The organism is uncultured Gemella sp., from assembly GCF_963529685.1.
GTDB lineage: Bacteria > Bacillota > Bacilli > Staphylococcales > Gemellaceae > Gemella.
Map to the genome: position 1 here is coordinate 1 of NZ_CAUSAI010000046.1, position 12,751 is coordinate 12,751.

Genomic DNA, 12,751 nt, shown 5'->3' on the forward strand with positions numbered 1-12,751 from the left:
CTAACGGTAACGGCGAAAACTCTAACAACGAAGGAAACAAACCTAACGACAAAGTCGATAATCCTACTAATAACGAAGGTAACTCTTCTAACGGTAACAGCGAAAACTCTAACAACGAAGGTAACAAACCTAACGAATCTGAAGCTGATCAAACAGCTAAAAAACTTGCTACTGAAAAAGCAAATCTTCTTTTACCTCTAGAAACAGCTAAAATACTAGTTAACGATGATAAAGATAAAACTGAGATTAATAAAGAAGAATATACTAAATTAAAAGAAGCTACTGAAAAAGCTCAAAAAGTATACGATGAAGAAAAATCTATAGAGAAAGTCAAAGAAGAAAAATCAAACTTAGATAAAGCCTTAGAACAATATACTAAACATAAAACTGACAAAGAAAATAACTCTAACTCAGGTAATAACAATTCTAATGTAGTTACACCTAGTGATAACTCTAACTCAGGTAACAATAATTCTACTACAGTTACACCTGGCGATAACTCTAACTCAGGCAACAACAATTCTACTACAGTTACACCTGGTGATAACTCTAACTCAGGTAACAACAATTCTAATGTAGTTAAACCTGGCGATAGCTCTAACTCAGGTAATAATAATTCTAATGTAGTTAAACCTGACGATAACTCTAACTCAGGCAACAACAATTCTACTACAGTTACACCTGGTGATAACTCTAACTCAGGTAACAATAATTCTACTACAGTTACACCTGGCGACAACACAAACTCAGGTAACAATAATTCTACTGCAGAAAAACCTGACGATAACTCTAACTCAGGTAACAATAATTCTACTACAGTTACACCTGGCGATAACTCTAACTCAGGTAATAACGATTCTAATGTAGTTAAACCTGAAAGCAACTCAAATCCATCTGACAATATTATAAATAATATATTCTCAAACGATGCTTCTGGAGTTAAAGTTACCCTAACAGACAAAACAAACACAGCAAAACTATCAGTAACACCAGTAGAAGATAAAGCCCTAACAACTACAGTTTTAGAAAAATTAAATTTACCAGCAGATAATCAAATCAGAATATTAGACTTGAAACTTCTTGATAAAAACAACACTGTTGTTGACTCAAACTCAAAACGTACTGTAGCTATAGTATTAAAAGAAGGAGAAAAAGATGTCGCTATCTATCACATAAAAGATAACGGGGAGTTAGAGCTTATAAATTCAACTACAAAAGATGGTGTTGTAACATTTGAAATAGATCACTTCAGTAAATTCGCAATAGTATCTAACGCAAACAAACCAAGTAATTCTCCTAGTGAAAATTCTACTTCAAATAATGATAATACATCAATTATCCCTGATGGTACAAATAGTAAAAAACCTACAAATAATCTAAATCCAACTTCTGTAGATTCAAATACTACATCACTTAACAAATTATTACCTAAAACTGGATTAGCAAATTCTAACTTAGCTTCATTAGTCACTTTAGGATTAATTTTAAGCGGAGCAGTAATCTTCTCTAGAAGAAAAAACAGAAGATAGGAATAAGAGAAAATACAGGATGTTAAATAAAAATCTCAAACTAATGAATATAAAGATTATATATAGTATCACAAATATGCTATCAAAACTATGAATAGTTTAAAAATCAATACTTATAAAATTAATACCGCATATTCTACAAATTATAAATATCCAAGAGATTAAAGATGAGCAGCTCGATAAAATTCATTTTCGAGCTGCTCAATTATCATACTTCAAATCCTATTCCATCAAAGCACTGTATATCAATCTTTAATTAATTACATGAAAAAACTAAGAAAATTTTTGAAAATATCCTTCTATAAAATATTCCTATCAATTGAATTTTTATCAATTTTGTTGTAAAATTGAATTGCTTATGGAAAAATAATAAGGAAATTTTTTAGTTTATTAGAAAAACTTAGGAGATATGATAATGAGTAAATATCATTTTATAGGTATTAAAGGATCCGGTATGAGTTCACTTGCACAAATCGCTTATGATATGGGGCATGAAGTACAAGGTTCAGACGAAGAAACATACTTTTTTACACAAGAAAAATTAGAACAAAGAAACATTCCAATGTTTAGTTATGGAACGGAAAATATCAAAGAAAACTATGAAGTAATACTAGGAAACGCTTTCAATGATACACATATTGAATATAGAAGAGCAAAAGAGTTAGGTTTAAAAACATATACTTATGCTCAGTTCCTTGGAAAACTTCTTTCTGAAGTGCCATCAATCGCTATAACTGGCGCACATGGAAAAACAACTACAACTACAATGGCAAGTAATATTTTTAAACATAATCACGTTACATCATACTTAATTGGAGATGGAACTGGTCACGGTGAAAAAAATTCTGAATATATAATTGCGGAAGCATGTGAATATTATAGACACTTCCTTGCATACCATCCAGATTATGCAGTTGTAACAAACATAGATTTTGATCACCCAGATTATTTTAATGATGAACACGATATGTTTGATGCCTTTCAAAGTTTTGTAAATCAAGTTAAAAATACAGTTGTTATCTGCGGAGATGATCGTCTTGCTTCACAACTTAAACCTGCACACGCAAAAACAGTAACATATGGATTTAACGATGGAAATAACTATCAAATAAAAAATGTTCAAACAACATCAGAACACAGTAAATTCGATATTTACAAAAACTCTGAGTTATTAGGAACATTTACTATGGCTGTTTTTGGGTTACATGATATTTCTAATGCCACATCTGCTATTGCCTTAGCAGATTTAAATGGAATCAGTGTAGAAAAAATTCAAGAAGCACTTGATATGTACAAACCTGCTGAGAGAAGATTTAGTGAACATAAACTTGGGAATAATGTAATAGTAGATGACTACGCTCACCATCCAAGCGAAATAAAAGCAACTATCGATAGTGCACGTAGAAAATATACAGATAAACAAGTTGTCGCTATCTTCCAGCCACACACTTATACACGTACAGCTAAATTCTTAAACGAATTCGCTGAAAGTTTGGAAACAGCCGATCGAGTATTCCTTTGTCCAATTTTTGCTTCTGTTCGTGAAAAAGAAAAAATCGTGGGAATAGAAGATTTACAAAAAGTAACTAAAGGAGCTCAAATAATAAATAAAGAAGACGATTTTGATAAACTTAATTTTGATAATAGTGTTTTCCTATTTATGGGTGCTGGAAATATAAACAAACTTTGTCATAAATTTATAGAACAAAAATCAAAATAATTAATTATATTATCATCAAATTTTCAATATAATTAGTTATACTCAAGGAGGAAAATTTTTATGTTAGATATAAACTGGTTAATTTTAGCATATGCTGGAATCTTTTTAGCAGGTGTAGGAGTTCTAATCCTATGCATCAGTACAGCCATTACACTTGGAACTGTTAGAAAATCTCTAAACGTTGCTACTGAATGTGTAGAAGATGTCACAAATGTCGCTGAAGAAGCACTTATTCTTGCTAAAGATTTAAATAACACAGTTAAAAAAGTTGAAAGTAACTTAGAGCCTATTATGGAAGAAACTAATATTTTATTACAAAATACAAATATCCTGGCGGAAGATCTACAAGTTAAATCTGAAAAATTAGATCCGCTATTCAATTCAGCAGAAGGATTAGCGACATCTATCAACGGATTACAATCTTCAGTTGATAATGTGAAATCTAATGTTACTGGATTCAAAAAAAATACTGATGAAAAAATCGAAAATCTTTCTGAAAAAGTAGAAGAAAATAAAGCTAAAGCTTCTAACTTACTTAATAAATTCTTAAAGAAAGATAAAGTAGAACAAGAAAAATAATATTTAAATTGGAATAAAATATCCTTTAAAAAGTATTATACAATTAATAAAAAGATTATAGGAGCAACACAAAATCATTAATTTGTGTTGCTCCTCCTTTTGGACAACTGAATCTTACATATTCTCTCTTAATTTTATATTTATCTCACTTATACTATTTTTAATACTAAAATATCGAACTATTCCTATTAAAATATAAACCACAGTAGCTGTAATCAGCATTAAAATTAAAGTAGTAAGACTACTAAACCATTTCAAATAATAACCCGCTAACACAAGTGGTAACATAATAAGAAAATAATGTGATACAAATACTATTACTATATTATCATTTAACTTACTTTGAAATACTTTACCAGCTAATCCTTGTAATAAACCTAAAATAGCATATACTAAGGTTTGAATTAATACTGCCGTATTTAGATTATCAAAACTCTGAATATACAATGGCATACCAGGATAAAACTGACCATACAAAATATCAAATATTAGATTAATAACGTTTCCTACTCCTACCCCTAACAACATAAATATTACAATTTTTTGAAATAATTTCATTTTAATACCTCCTATAATCCTAATTTCATCTTAAATTCTTTTAACATCCTACGTGATACATAACTTATATCCGAATTTTTATAATTTATAACTATTGTTCCTCTCAATCCTAAATCTAAGCTATGAATATATTTAACATTAGCTATTTCACTTTGAGATATTTTTATAAAATTCTTAGTTAATGTATTCTGCACTTCATATAATTTTTTTCTAACAATAAATCTACCTTCAACTGTAACTACATATACTTTTCTATCTTCAACATATACCCTTATAATATCCTCCGTATTTAATAAACGTACTTTCCCATCTAAAACTCCTATAAAGTAATCTTCCTTATTTTCTATATAATTCACTAAATTTTGAATCTCATCATTCACTTTATTTGTTGATATAGTAACTATTGTTTCTCCAAATTTCTTATCTATATTTAATTCAACTTTCATATCTTTAGCTCCTTTCATAATTATATTTTATATAATAAATATTTAAAAATCTATAGATAATGCATATTCGGTTAGTTTTCTTGTTTATTCGGTAATTTATATACTAATTACAAATACAGTATATTTCACTTAACAAAAGGGAGTGACTCTAAAATCGTGATTCCTTAAGAACAAGATTTTGTCGAGTTATCCCCGCACAGTTTATATGATATCTAAAAAGCTTTTATAAAACGAATTTAGATATTAATAAACCACTGCGTCTATGAGTTATCATATACACTTTTTTAAGATTTAGGACTTTTAGGTCAAACCCAAAATAATATGACAATTAAGATTAGAATATGTTTTCTTTTTGTTTTTTCATAAAAGTGAGTTCTTATCCTTGATTTTATTGATATTTTGATATAATATACTTTAGTATTAATTTTTAAAAGGAGATATTTTTTATGTTAAATGAATTCAAAAAATTTGCATTTAAAGGAAATGTATTAGATCTTGCTATCGGGGTTATCATGGGGGCTGCTTTCGGAAAAATCGTTAGTTCATTAGTAACTGATATTATGATGCCATTAATTGGATTACTTTTCCCTGCTAAACCAGACTTCACTAACTTAGCTTGGAATAATATTAAATACGGAAACTTCATTCAAATTACAATTGATTTCTTAATTACAGCAATCGCAATCTTCATTTTTGTTAAAGCTATCAACACAGCTAAAGACAAAATGTCTAAAGAAGAAGATGAAGAAAAAGCACCAGAAATTGATGCTAAAGAAGAACTTCTTAAAGAAATCCGTGATTTACTAAAAAAATAAAATATTAAATTTTTAAGGTCTGACAATGTCAGATCTTTTTTCTATGTTCACCCTTCTTAAAAATCACTAAATCAATTTAAAAAATTCTTTCCTATAAAAAAAAGGGAGTGACTCGACAAAATCGTGATTTCTTAAGAAACAAGATTTTGTCGAGTCACTCCCACACAGTCTATTAGATGTCTAAAAAGCTTTTATAAAGCTATTTTTGAAATCAATAAACCACTGCGTCTATGAGTTCTCATATATACTTTGTTAAATTTTAGGACTTTTGTCTCAGCCCGTTCTTCTACATTTTATTTATTTACAACATTAGCCGACGCTCCAGTTGTAATTACTTCAACAGCTGCTTCTAATCCACCTTCTACAAGATTTTGGATTGCAGTTTCTGTATAAAACGCTGTATGAGGTGTATAGATTACATCATCACGATCTATTAGCGTTTGTAATAATTCATCATCAAACTCTTTTCCTTCAAAGTTTTTAGGAACATATTTACCTTCATTTTCGTAAACATCTAGCCCTACACCAAGAAGTTTACCGCTATCTAAAGCTCGTAAAACAGCCTTAGTATCTACTAGCATACCACGAGCTGCGTTTAGTAAGATTGAATTATCTTTCATCTTAGCAAGAAATTCATCATTTACCATGTGGTTGTATTCTTTAATAGCCGGCATATGAATAGTAATGATATCAGAGTTCGCTATTAAGTCATCTAGATTCTCAACATAATCTAGCACTTCTTTTGCCGCTTCGTTTTGATAAACATCATAACCTATAACTTTAGACCCTAAAGCATTGAATAATCGAGCAGCTTGAGTACCTATTCTTCCAGTACCTATAACACCTACTGTTAAAGTCCTAAGTTCACGAGATAATATCCCTGGATTCCAAGAAAAATTATGTTTTTCTATATTGCGTTGAATTTTATTTGTATTTCTACTAATACGTAACGCAGAAGTAAGAACATGTTCAGCAATAGCATTTGGTGAATATGATGGTACATTCGTCATTTTAATCCCAAGCTCTGACATTAATTCTAAATCATAAATATCAAAACCGGCAGAACGTGTCGCAAATACTTTAATACCTTGCTCTTTTGCATATTCATATACATCACGTTCGAAAGGTTTATTTTGTGCTAAAACTACACCTTCTTTTCCTTCTAATAAGTGCTTATTAGCTGATGAAAGCTCTTCAGTATAAACATCAACCTCAACCTCAGGGTGAGAATTTCTCCAACTTTCTAAAGCACTCTTTTCATCTTCTCTTAAATTAAAAAATACTAATTTCATACTTTTTTTCCTCCTTAGACAAAGCACTAGTTCAATTTTATTCTAGTGAACTTCTAATAAAATCAATATAACTAATTTTACCATAAAAATTAACTTACTAAAACAATTTTATTTTACTTTTCAAAAATTTTTTCAATAATTTCAAACAATTCATTATTGTTTTCCGCTATTTTATAAATATCTACTTCCTTTGGTGATTTTTGCTTATAACGATTTATCCAAATAGACTTCCAGCCTGCATTATTCGCTCCAACTATATCATTTTCTACTGAATCTCCTATATAGTATAGAGAATCATTAGGAAGTTGTAACTTTTCTTGCATAATCTCAAATATTCTAACATCTGGTTTATTTACACCATAATCTCCAGAGACTATAATATTTTCCCTACCAATCCAGCTTTCAACACCTAATGCAGTTATCTTAGACCATTGGTGTTCACTTGGTCCATTAGTTATAATACCTAGTTTAACGTTATTTTTTCTAGCAAGTTTCAAAATATTAATAGTTATATTAGACATTTGCAGTTTCTGCTGATTTATTTTATACTCTCTTTGTATACTAAGTGCCTGTTCACCAGTCAAAAACACACCTAAATCCTTAGCCGCTTCTTGAATCCTATAAATATGATATTCATCCATAGTCATCTCCCCATTTCTTGAAGCCTCAAATTTCACATCGCTATAATATCTACTTAAAAGATAAAACTTCTCCATATCGATATCCATATCAAATAAACTTCTATACGCATTCTCAAATGGAACTATCTGTTCATACAACGTATCATCTACATCAAAAACAAGACCTATCACGTTATTCTCCTTATATTAAAATCAACTCAATATCATCATAATTATTCAGCTTAAGCTCTTCAATTATTTATTGAGTTGGTTTTAAAAATTATTTCATTAGTTTTTCTATTTTATTTTTTGCTTCTTCTATCGTTTCACTATTTTCTAACTTCTCTAAAACTAACTTTAGAAGCGTTTCTTTATACTCTATAAATTGTTTATCTGTCATACTTTCTACATTATTTATATTATCCATACTATTCTCCATTTCTAAACAAATTTTATTCTATCTACTATTATATCATATCAATAATTTTTTTATCACCAAATTTATTTTTCCAATCAATTTCAAAGTCTATAACAGACTTATCTGTATAAGGATGCCAAACACTTGTTTCTATTAATTCAGGAGATATAGTTACTGCTCCAGCTCCTTGAAGCAAGACTTCTTGAATCTGTTTTATATTTTTAAAACTCGCAGCCAAAATCTCTGTTGGATAATCTATTAATAAATCACTTATTACAGAAATTGTTTCTGTTGCATCTTGTCCAACATTTTCCATTCTATTCACATACGGCGCTACATAACTTGCTCCATTCATGGCAGCAGCCAATGCTTGCATAGGACTTAGAACTGCTGTAGCTGTCACCTTAATCCCCTCGCTTGAACAGAGTTTAATAGCTTCTAATCCAGCCTTTGTTACAGGAATTTTTATATAAAATGTTTCTCCAAAAAATTTTCTAAGTACTCTTGCTTCACTTAATATTCCTTCAACTTCACTTTCTGTTGTTTGTATATGAATTTCATATTTATCATAAGTAAATTGCTTTAATTCTTTTAAAATATTTTTAATATTTCCTTCTACTTTCGATAAGATTGTTGGATTAGTCGTTATTCCTGTTATCTCTCTATATTTCGATATTTCTTTAATTTTTTCTACATCTGCACTATCTATTAAAATTTTCATTGTTTTTCTCCTCTAAAATACTTATAACCTCTCCCAGATTATTAACAATTCTATAAGCTTTTTCTTTACAAACTTCATCTGGTTTAAACATATCAGGAACCATAATAACTTTAGCTCCTGCCGAACTCCCCGCTATCACACCAGCCTTAGAATCTTCTAAAACTAAACACTCTTCTGGTTTTACACCTAAGCGCTTTGCAGCTAATAAGAACACATCCGGTGCCGGCTTCCCATTTTCAACCTCAGCTCCACTAGCAAACTCATCTATATATTTCTTCAAGTCAGTCTTTTCCATATTATTTATTATGTGGTTCATACTAGATGATGATGCTACCGCTACTTTATAATTACTATTTTTCAAATATTTTAATAACTCTTCGATATATGGCATTTTCCTTGGCCCTGTGGTAAATAAAATATCTTCTATATATTTATAATGATTATCTACTAGTTGTTTTCCACTAACATCAGAATTTTTGAAATAATTTTCCCAAAAGTCATAAATACTTTTAGTAGTAAATCCTAATACTAGAAGTGTCTCTTCTTTTGTCATATCATATCCTTGCTTTTTCGCACTATGAATAAACGCTTCAGTCGCCAAACTTTCCGTATCAACCATTAGTCCATCCATATCAAATAACACAGCTTTTATATCCATTTAACCAACCTCACTTTTTGTTCTTTACAATCATTATAATAGAAATAATAAAAAATCACAAACTACAAAAAATAGGGGAATCTCCCCTATTTCATCTATTAACCTCTTGTTTTTCCACCTGCTACATTATACGTAACACCATGAACATAACTTGCTCTATCACTTGCTATGTATGCAACTAAATCCGCAACTTCTGATAATTTCCCATCTCTTCCTAGTGGAGTAGTTTTTGTACTTGTATACCCCGCACGAATTTGTTCTACTGTTACTCCACGAGTGTAGGCTAACGCTTCTTCGTAAGCTAATGTTCTAAGTCCTGTCGCTTCTAATATACCTGGTGCTACACCTACTACTCTAACTCCTAATTTACCCAGTTCTTTTGCCCAAGAACGTGTAAGTGAGTTTACAGCATTTTTACTTGCGGCATAAATACTTTGTCCTTCTGATCCTTCTAATCCAGATTCTGAAGACATGTTTACTATTACACCACCACCTTTAGCAACTAGTATACGTCCAACCTCTTGAGAGAAAATGAATAAACCTTTTACATTAATATCCATAATCTTATCATATACTTCGTCACTAAACTCATATTTTCCTTCAGGGGCATTTTTATCCACTAATAAACGAGGAATATTAATTCCTGCATTATTTACAAGAATATCAATTGTTCCAAATTTTTCTACAGTTTTAGCCACAACTTCTTTGACATCACTTCTATTAGTAACATCACATTTTACATATAGCAATTTATCATTATCAGATTCTATTTCTGTAAGGTCACTTACTACAACATTACATCCTTGATTTAAGAACTCATCAACTACGGCCGCACCAATTCCTGATGCTCCACCTGTTACCACTACTGTTTTTCCTTCTAAATTTAACCAACTCATAATTTTTTCTCCTTATATTATTTATTTATTGTAATTTTTGTATTTATATCAATCTTAGGACAACTTTTGTTTTCTACCACAATTGCGCCAGGCAATAAGTTATCTAAATCTCCTGAAAAATGAACTGTTAAGTGACCTAAATCTACTAAATTTTTCTCTGCTACATCGCCAACACCAAGAATTTCAAATTCTTCTCCATTTACTATTAATGTTTGACCAACTTCTATAGTTTCATTAGTAGGTACTACATCAATGCCATAGCAATAATCTTTTAACATATCGGGTGCATTATCTCCAAAAAGGATAAACATACCATCCCCAAATTCACCTACAAGACTACCTTTACTTTTTATTGTATTTTCATAAATTATCATACTCATTCTTCCTTTATTAATCTTTTATTTCATTTTTTACGGTCGACATTGTCGTTTATGTAGGAAGCGATAATCGCTTCCTATTAAATATATAATTAGTACATTCCAAAGCTTGCTAACCAAGCTACGATAACCCTTGGAACCCCAATAATAAATCTTGAGTAAAGTACTGATACTACTCCTACTTCTACTGTTTCTGGTTCAGCTTCCGCAAGACCTAGACCGACTGGGATAAAGTCACAAGCACACTGTGTATTAATTGCAAATAATGCAGGTAACGCTAATTGTGGTGGAATAGTTCCTTTCCCGATTTCAACCCCTATTAAAGTACCGATAATTTGAGCAATTACTGCACCAGGACCAAGTAACGCAGATAATAATGGAATAGAACATACAAATCCTAAAGCTACTAATCCAAAAATATTTCCTGCTAGAGGAGTTAATAATTTAGCAAACCAGTTACCAAATCCTGATCCTTGGATAACCCCTATTAACATCGCAACAAATGCCATGAATGGTAAAATTGTTGTTATCATTGATTGAACCGCATCTCTTGCAGCTTGATATAATGTGTGAACTACTTTACCCGCACCCATACCGATTTTCTGAATAACAGATGATTTTGAATTTTCCGCTAAACTTTGAGAAACTTTTTTATCTGCACTGTATTTAAATTCACGTTTTGGCTCTTCTTGAGTTTTCTCAACTACTACTTCTTCACTACCTTCAGCTGAAGAGATTTGATCTAATCCTACTGCAGAAACATAGATATCTTCTTTAATAAATTTAGCAAGTGGTCCACTTGGTCCTACAGGCATAATGTTAACTGTTGGAATTCTTTTTTGTGGGTAAATACCGCAACGTAATGTTCCACCACAGTCAATAATTGCTAAGAAAATTTCTTCATCTGATACTGATGTTTTAAATCCGTTTACAGCAGTGGCTCCTGTTAACTTTACAATCTTTTCTACGATTTCAGGCTCGGCTCCCCCACCTGTAATATATAAAATTTTATCTTTCCCTGGTTTTGGAGTAATTACTAAAGGTCCACCAAAACCACCGCTACCTTTTTCTATTTTTATTGTTCCATAAGTCATAATTAATTCTCCTTATTTTATGCTTTTAACTCATTACTTAATTCTATTTTTTGTTGTTTCATAACAATTTTTGTTGTAAAATCTGTAACCCATCCAGCAAAGAAATTCATTACTAATCCTACAAGAAGATATCTAATCGCTAATGGTGTAACATCTAATCCTAATTGCGTAATACCATTTGCAATACCTAAGTAAATAAAAATTTCTCCGACATTGATATGTGGAAATATCCCACTGTTTGTATGACAGTGATATGATGCAGATGCATAATAACTAGGTTTCATACGTTCTGGTAAAAATTTACCCATAGATAATGCCATCGGATTCGCTAACATGAACGCCGAAATAAACGGTAAAATCCCATAAGCTAAAATTACATTTTTAGAACACACTTTAGCAAATTTTTCTACTCTGTGTGGTCCAATAAAAGCAACTAATGCATTCATAAATACAAGAAGTAATAATACTTTCGGTACGATTCCTCCAACCCAACTTACGAATACTTTTGCACCTTCGTCAAATAAACCTGTAAAGCCTGAAGCTATTTTAACAATATAATCCATATTGTCCTCCTTATAATATTTAATTTAATTTTAATTTTTTTGCCAATTTCTCAAATGGACTTTGTTCCATTTCAATCTGTCCACCAGCAGAAATTGTTTTATAATTAACAACTCCATCGAGTACCGCACTAGTTAATGATGATGATAAGTTTATCACCTTACAATCTTCCCTATTTATCGTCCCTACTTTAAGACCATTAAAATATTCGAATTTTCTAAATCTAGCAAGCACTGTTACACCTTGCATAGCTTCCCCTGTAACAACCTTATCGTTATCATCTATTGCTAACATAACTATTGCACCTGCTCGCGCAGCCCCTTTTTTTCTTCCTATTACTACTCTTCCTATTCTTCTAAGTTTACTGTAACTTCGTTTAAAGCTATTTAACTGAATATAAGTTAGAGCATACTGTAAAATAAATGCTAAAATAAAGAGTATTCCTAAAACTATTAAATTCATATGTC

At 30.6% G+C, this 12,751-nt stretch carries 16 protein-coding genes; 4 read left to right on the top strand and 12 right to left on the bottom strand.

Going from position 1 to position 12,751, the window contains the following annotated elements; all coding sequences use genetic code 11:
• The 3 genes from RWS90_RS06755 to RWS90_RS06765 all read left to right on the top strand — a co-directional run.
• On the top strand, positions 1-1,529 hold a 1,529-nt coding region (locus tag RWS90_RS06755), incomplete at its 5' end, for an LPXTG cell wall anchor domain-containing protein (protein ID WP_314549847.1).
• Between the two features lie 415 nt (positions 1,530-1,944).
• Positions 1,945-3,249, top strand: a complete 1,305-nt coding sequence (gene murC / locus RWS90_RS06760; RefSeq protein WP_314549849.1) for a UDP-N-acetylmuramate--L-alanine ligase — start codon at positions 1,945-1,947, stop codon at positions 3,247-3,249.
• A gap of 60 nt (positions 3,250-3,309) precedes the next feature.
• Positions 3,310-3,828: a DUF948 domain-containing protein gene (locus RWS90_RS06765; RefSeq protein ID WP_314549852.1), complete on the top strand. Its 519-nt coding sequence runs from the start codon at positions 3,310-3,312 to the stop codon at positions 3,826-3,828.
• 114 nt (positions 3,829-3,942) lie between these two features.
• Here RWS90_RS06765 and RWS90_RS06770 read toward each other — a convergent pair whose 3' ends face one another.
• Together RWS90_RS06770 and RWS90_RS06775 are read right to left on the bottom strand one after the other, a co-directional pair.
• Entirely contained in the window at positions 3,943-4,386 is a 444-nt protein-coding gene (locus tag RWS90_RS06770; RefSeq protein ID WP_314549855.1) for a DUF3021 family protein, read from the bottom strand.
• Between the two features lie 11 nt (positions 4,387-4,397).
• Positions 4,398-4,832 carry a LytTR family DNA-binding domain-containing protein gene (locus RWS90_RS06775; RefSeq protein ID WP_314549857.1) on the bottom strand — a complete coding sequence of 145 codons (435 nt, stop codon included), beginning with the start codon at positions 4,830-4,832 and terminating at the stop codon, positions 4,398-4,400.
• Positions 4,833-5,278: 446 nt separating this feature from the next.
• Between RWS90_RS06775 and mscL the strand changes: the two genes are divergently transcribed.
• Positions 5,279-5,647 carry a large conductance mechanosensitive channel protein MscL gene (gene mscL, locus RWS90_RS06780; protein ID WP_314549858.1) on the top strand — a complete coding sequence of 123 codons (369 nt, stop codon included), beginning with the start codon at positions 5,279-5,281 and terminating at the stop codon, positions 5,645-5,647.
• 293 nt (positions 5,648-5,940) lie between these two features.
• Here the strand turns inward: mscL and RWS90_RS06785 are convergent, their stop codons facing one another.
• The 10 genes from RWS90_RS06785 to RWS90_RS06830 all read right to left on the bottom strand — a co-directional run.
• Positions 5,941-6,939 (bottom strand): D-2-hydroxyacid dehydrogenase, encoded by a 999-nt coding sequence (locus tag RWS90_RS06785; RefSeq protein WP_314549860.1) that lies wholly within the window; start codon positions 6,937-6,939, stop codon positions 5,941-5,943.
• Between the two features lie 113 nt (positions 6,940-7,052).
• The gene (locus RWS90_RS06790; protein ID WP_314549863.1) at positions 7,053-7,751 is read right to left on the bottom strand and encodes an HAD family hydrolase; all 699 of its coding nucleotides are present in this window, start codon (positions 7,749-7,751) and stop codon (positions 7,053-7,055) included.
• 88 nt (positions 7,752-7,839) lie between these two features.
• On the bottom strand, positions 7,840-7,986 hold the full coding sequence (locus RWS90_RS06795; RefSeq protein WP_314549865.1) for a hypothetical protein: 147 nt from the start codon (positions 7,984-7,986) through the stop codon (positions 7,840-7,842).
• A gap of 40 nt (positions 7,987-8,026) precedes the next feature.
• Positions 8,027-8,698: a transaldolase family protein gene (locus tag RWS90_RS06800; RefSeq protein WP_314549866.1), complete on the bottom strand. Its 672-nt coding sequence runs from the start codon at positions 8,696-8,698 to the stop codon at positions 8,027-8,029.
• On the bottom strand, positions 8,679-9,356 hold the full coding sequence (locus RWS90_RS06805) for an HAD family phosphatase (protein ID WP_314549868.1): 678 nt from the start codon (positions 9,354-9,356) through the stop codon (positions 8,679-8,681). The genes RWS90_RS06800 and RWS90_RS06805 overlap by 20 nt, the downstream gene beginning before the upstream one ends.
• A 98-nt stretch (positions 9,357-9,454) precedes the next feature.
• Complete coding sequence (locus tag RWS90_RS06810) at positions 9,455-10,252, bottom strand: SDR family oxidoreductase (RefSeq protein ID WP_314549869.1); 798 nt, start codon at positions 10,250-10,252, stop codon at positions 9,455-9,457.
• A gap of 17 nt (positions 10,253-10,269) precedes the next feature.
• On the bottom strand, positions 10,270-10,626 hold the full coding sequence (locus RWS90_RS06815; RefSeq protein ID WP_314549872.1) for a PTS glucitol/sorbitol transporter subunit IIA: 357 nt from the start codon (positions 10,624-10,626) through the stop codon (positions 10,270-10,272).
• Between the two features lie 95 nt (positions 10,627-10,721).
• Positions 10,722-11,723, bottom strand: a complete 1,002-nt coding sequence (locus RWS90_RS06820) for a glucitol/sorbitol-specific PTS transporter subunit IIBC (protein WP_314549874.1) — start codon at positions 11,721-11,723, stop codon at positions 10,722-10,724.
• Between the two features lie 17 nt (positions 11,724-11,740).
• The gene (locus RWS90_RS06825) at positions 11,741-12,286 is read right to left on the bottom strand and encodes a glucitol/sorbitol-specific PTS transporter subunit IIC (protein WP_314549875.1); all 546 of its coding nucleotides are present in this window, start codon (positions 12,284-12,286) and stop codon (positions 11,741-11,743) included.
• A gap of 19 nt (positions 12,287-12,305) precedes the next feature.
• Positions 12,306-12,751, bottom strand: a 446-nt coding sequence (locus tag RWS90_RS06830; protein WP_314549878.1) for a transcriptional regulator GutM, incomplete at its 5' end; no start/stop codon positions are given.

What these genes read in the sequence shown, in the direction of transcription:
- RWS90_RS06785 (WP_314549860.1), bottom strand. Translation starts at nt 6,939, where the DNA reads ATGAAATTAGTATTTTTTAATTTAAGAGAAGATGAAAAGAGTGCTTTA.
- RWS90_RS06775 (WP_314549857.1), bottom strand. Translation starts at nt 4,832, where the DNA reads ATGAAAGTTGAATTAAATATAGATAAGAAATTTGGAGAAACAATAGTT.
- RWS90_RS06765 (WP_314549852.1), top strand. Translation starts at nt 3,310, where the DNA reads ATGTTAGATATAAACTGGTTAATTTTAGCATATGCTGGAATCTTTTTA.
- mscL (WP_314549858.1), top strand. Translation starts at nt 5,279, where the DNA reads ATGTTAAATGAATTCAAAAAATTTGCATTTAAAGGAAATGTATTAGAT.
- RWS90_RS06770 (WP_314549855.1), bottom strand. Translation starts at nt 4,386, where the DNA reads ATGAAATTATTTCAAAAAATTGTAATATTTATGTTGTTAGGGGTAGGA.
- RWS90_RS06820 (WP_314549874.1), bottom strand. Translation starts at nt 11,723, where the DNA reads ATGACTTATGGAACAATAAAAATAGAAAAAGGTAGCGGTGGTTTTGGT.
- RWS90_RS06810 (WP_314549869.1), bottom strand. Translation starts at nt 10,252, where the DNA reads ATGAGTTGGTTAAATTTAGAAGGAAAAACAGTAGTGGTAACAGGTGGA.
- RWS90_RS06805 (WP_314549868.1), bottom strand. Translation starts at nt 9,356, where the DNA reads ATGGATATAAAAGCTGTGTTATTTGATATGGATGGACTAATGGTTGAT.
- RWS90_RS06825 (WP_314549875.1), bottom strand. Translation starts at nt 12,286, where the DNA reads ATGGATTATATTGTTAAAATAGCTTCAGGCTTTACAGGTTTATTTGAC.
- murC (WP_314549849.1), top strand. Translation starts at nt 1,945, where the DNA reads ATGAGTAAATATCATTTTATAGGTATTAAAGGATCCGGTATGAGTTCA.
- RWS90_RS06800 (WP_314549866.1), bottom strand. Translation starts at nt 8,698, where the DNA reads ATGAAAATTTTAATAGATAGTGCAGATGTAGAAAAAATTAAAGAAATA.
- RWS90_RS06815 (WP_314549872.1), bottom strand. Translation starts at nt 10,626, where the DNA reads ATGATAATTTATGAAAATACAATAAAAAGTAAAGGTAGTCTTGTAGGT.
- RWS90_RS06795 (WP_314549865.1), bottom strand. Translation starts at nt 7,986, where the DNA reads ATGGATAATATAAATAATGTAGAAAGTATGACAGATAAACAATTTATA.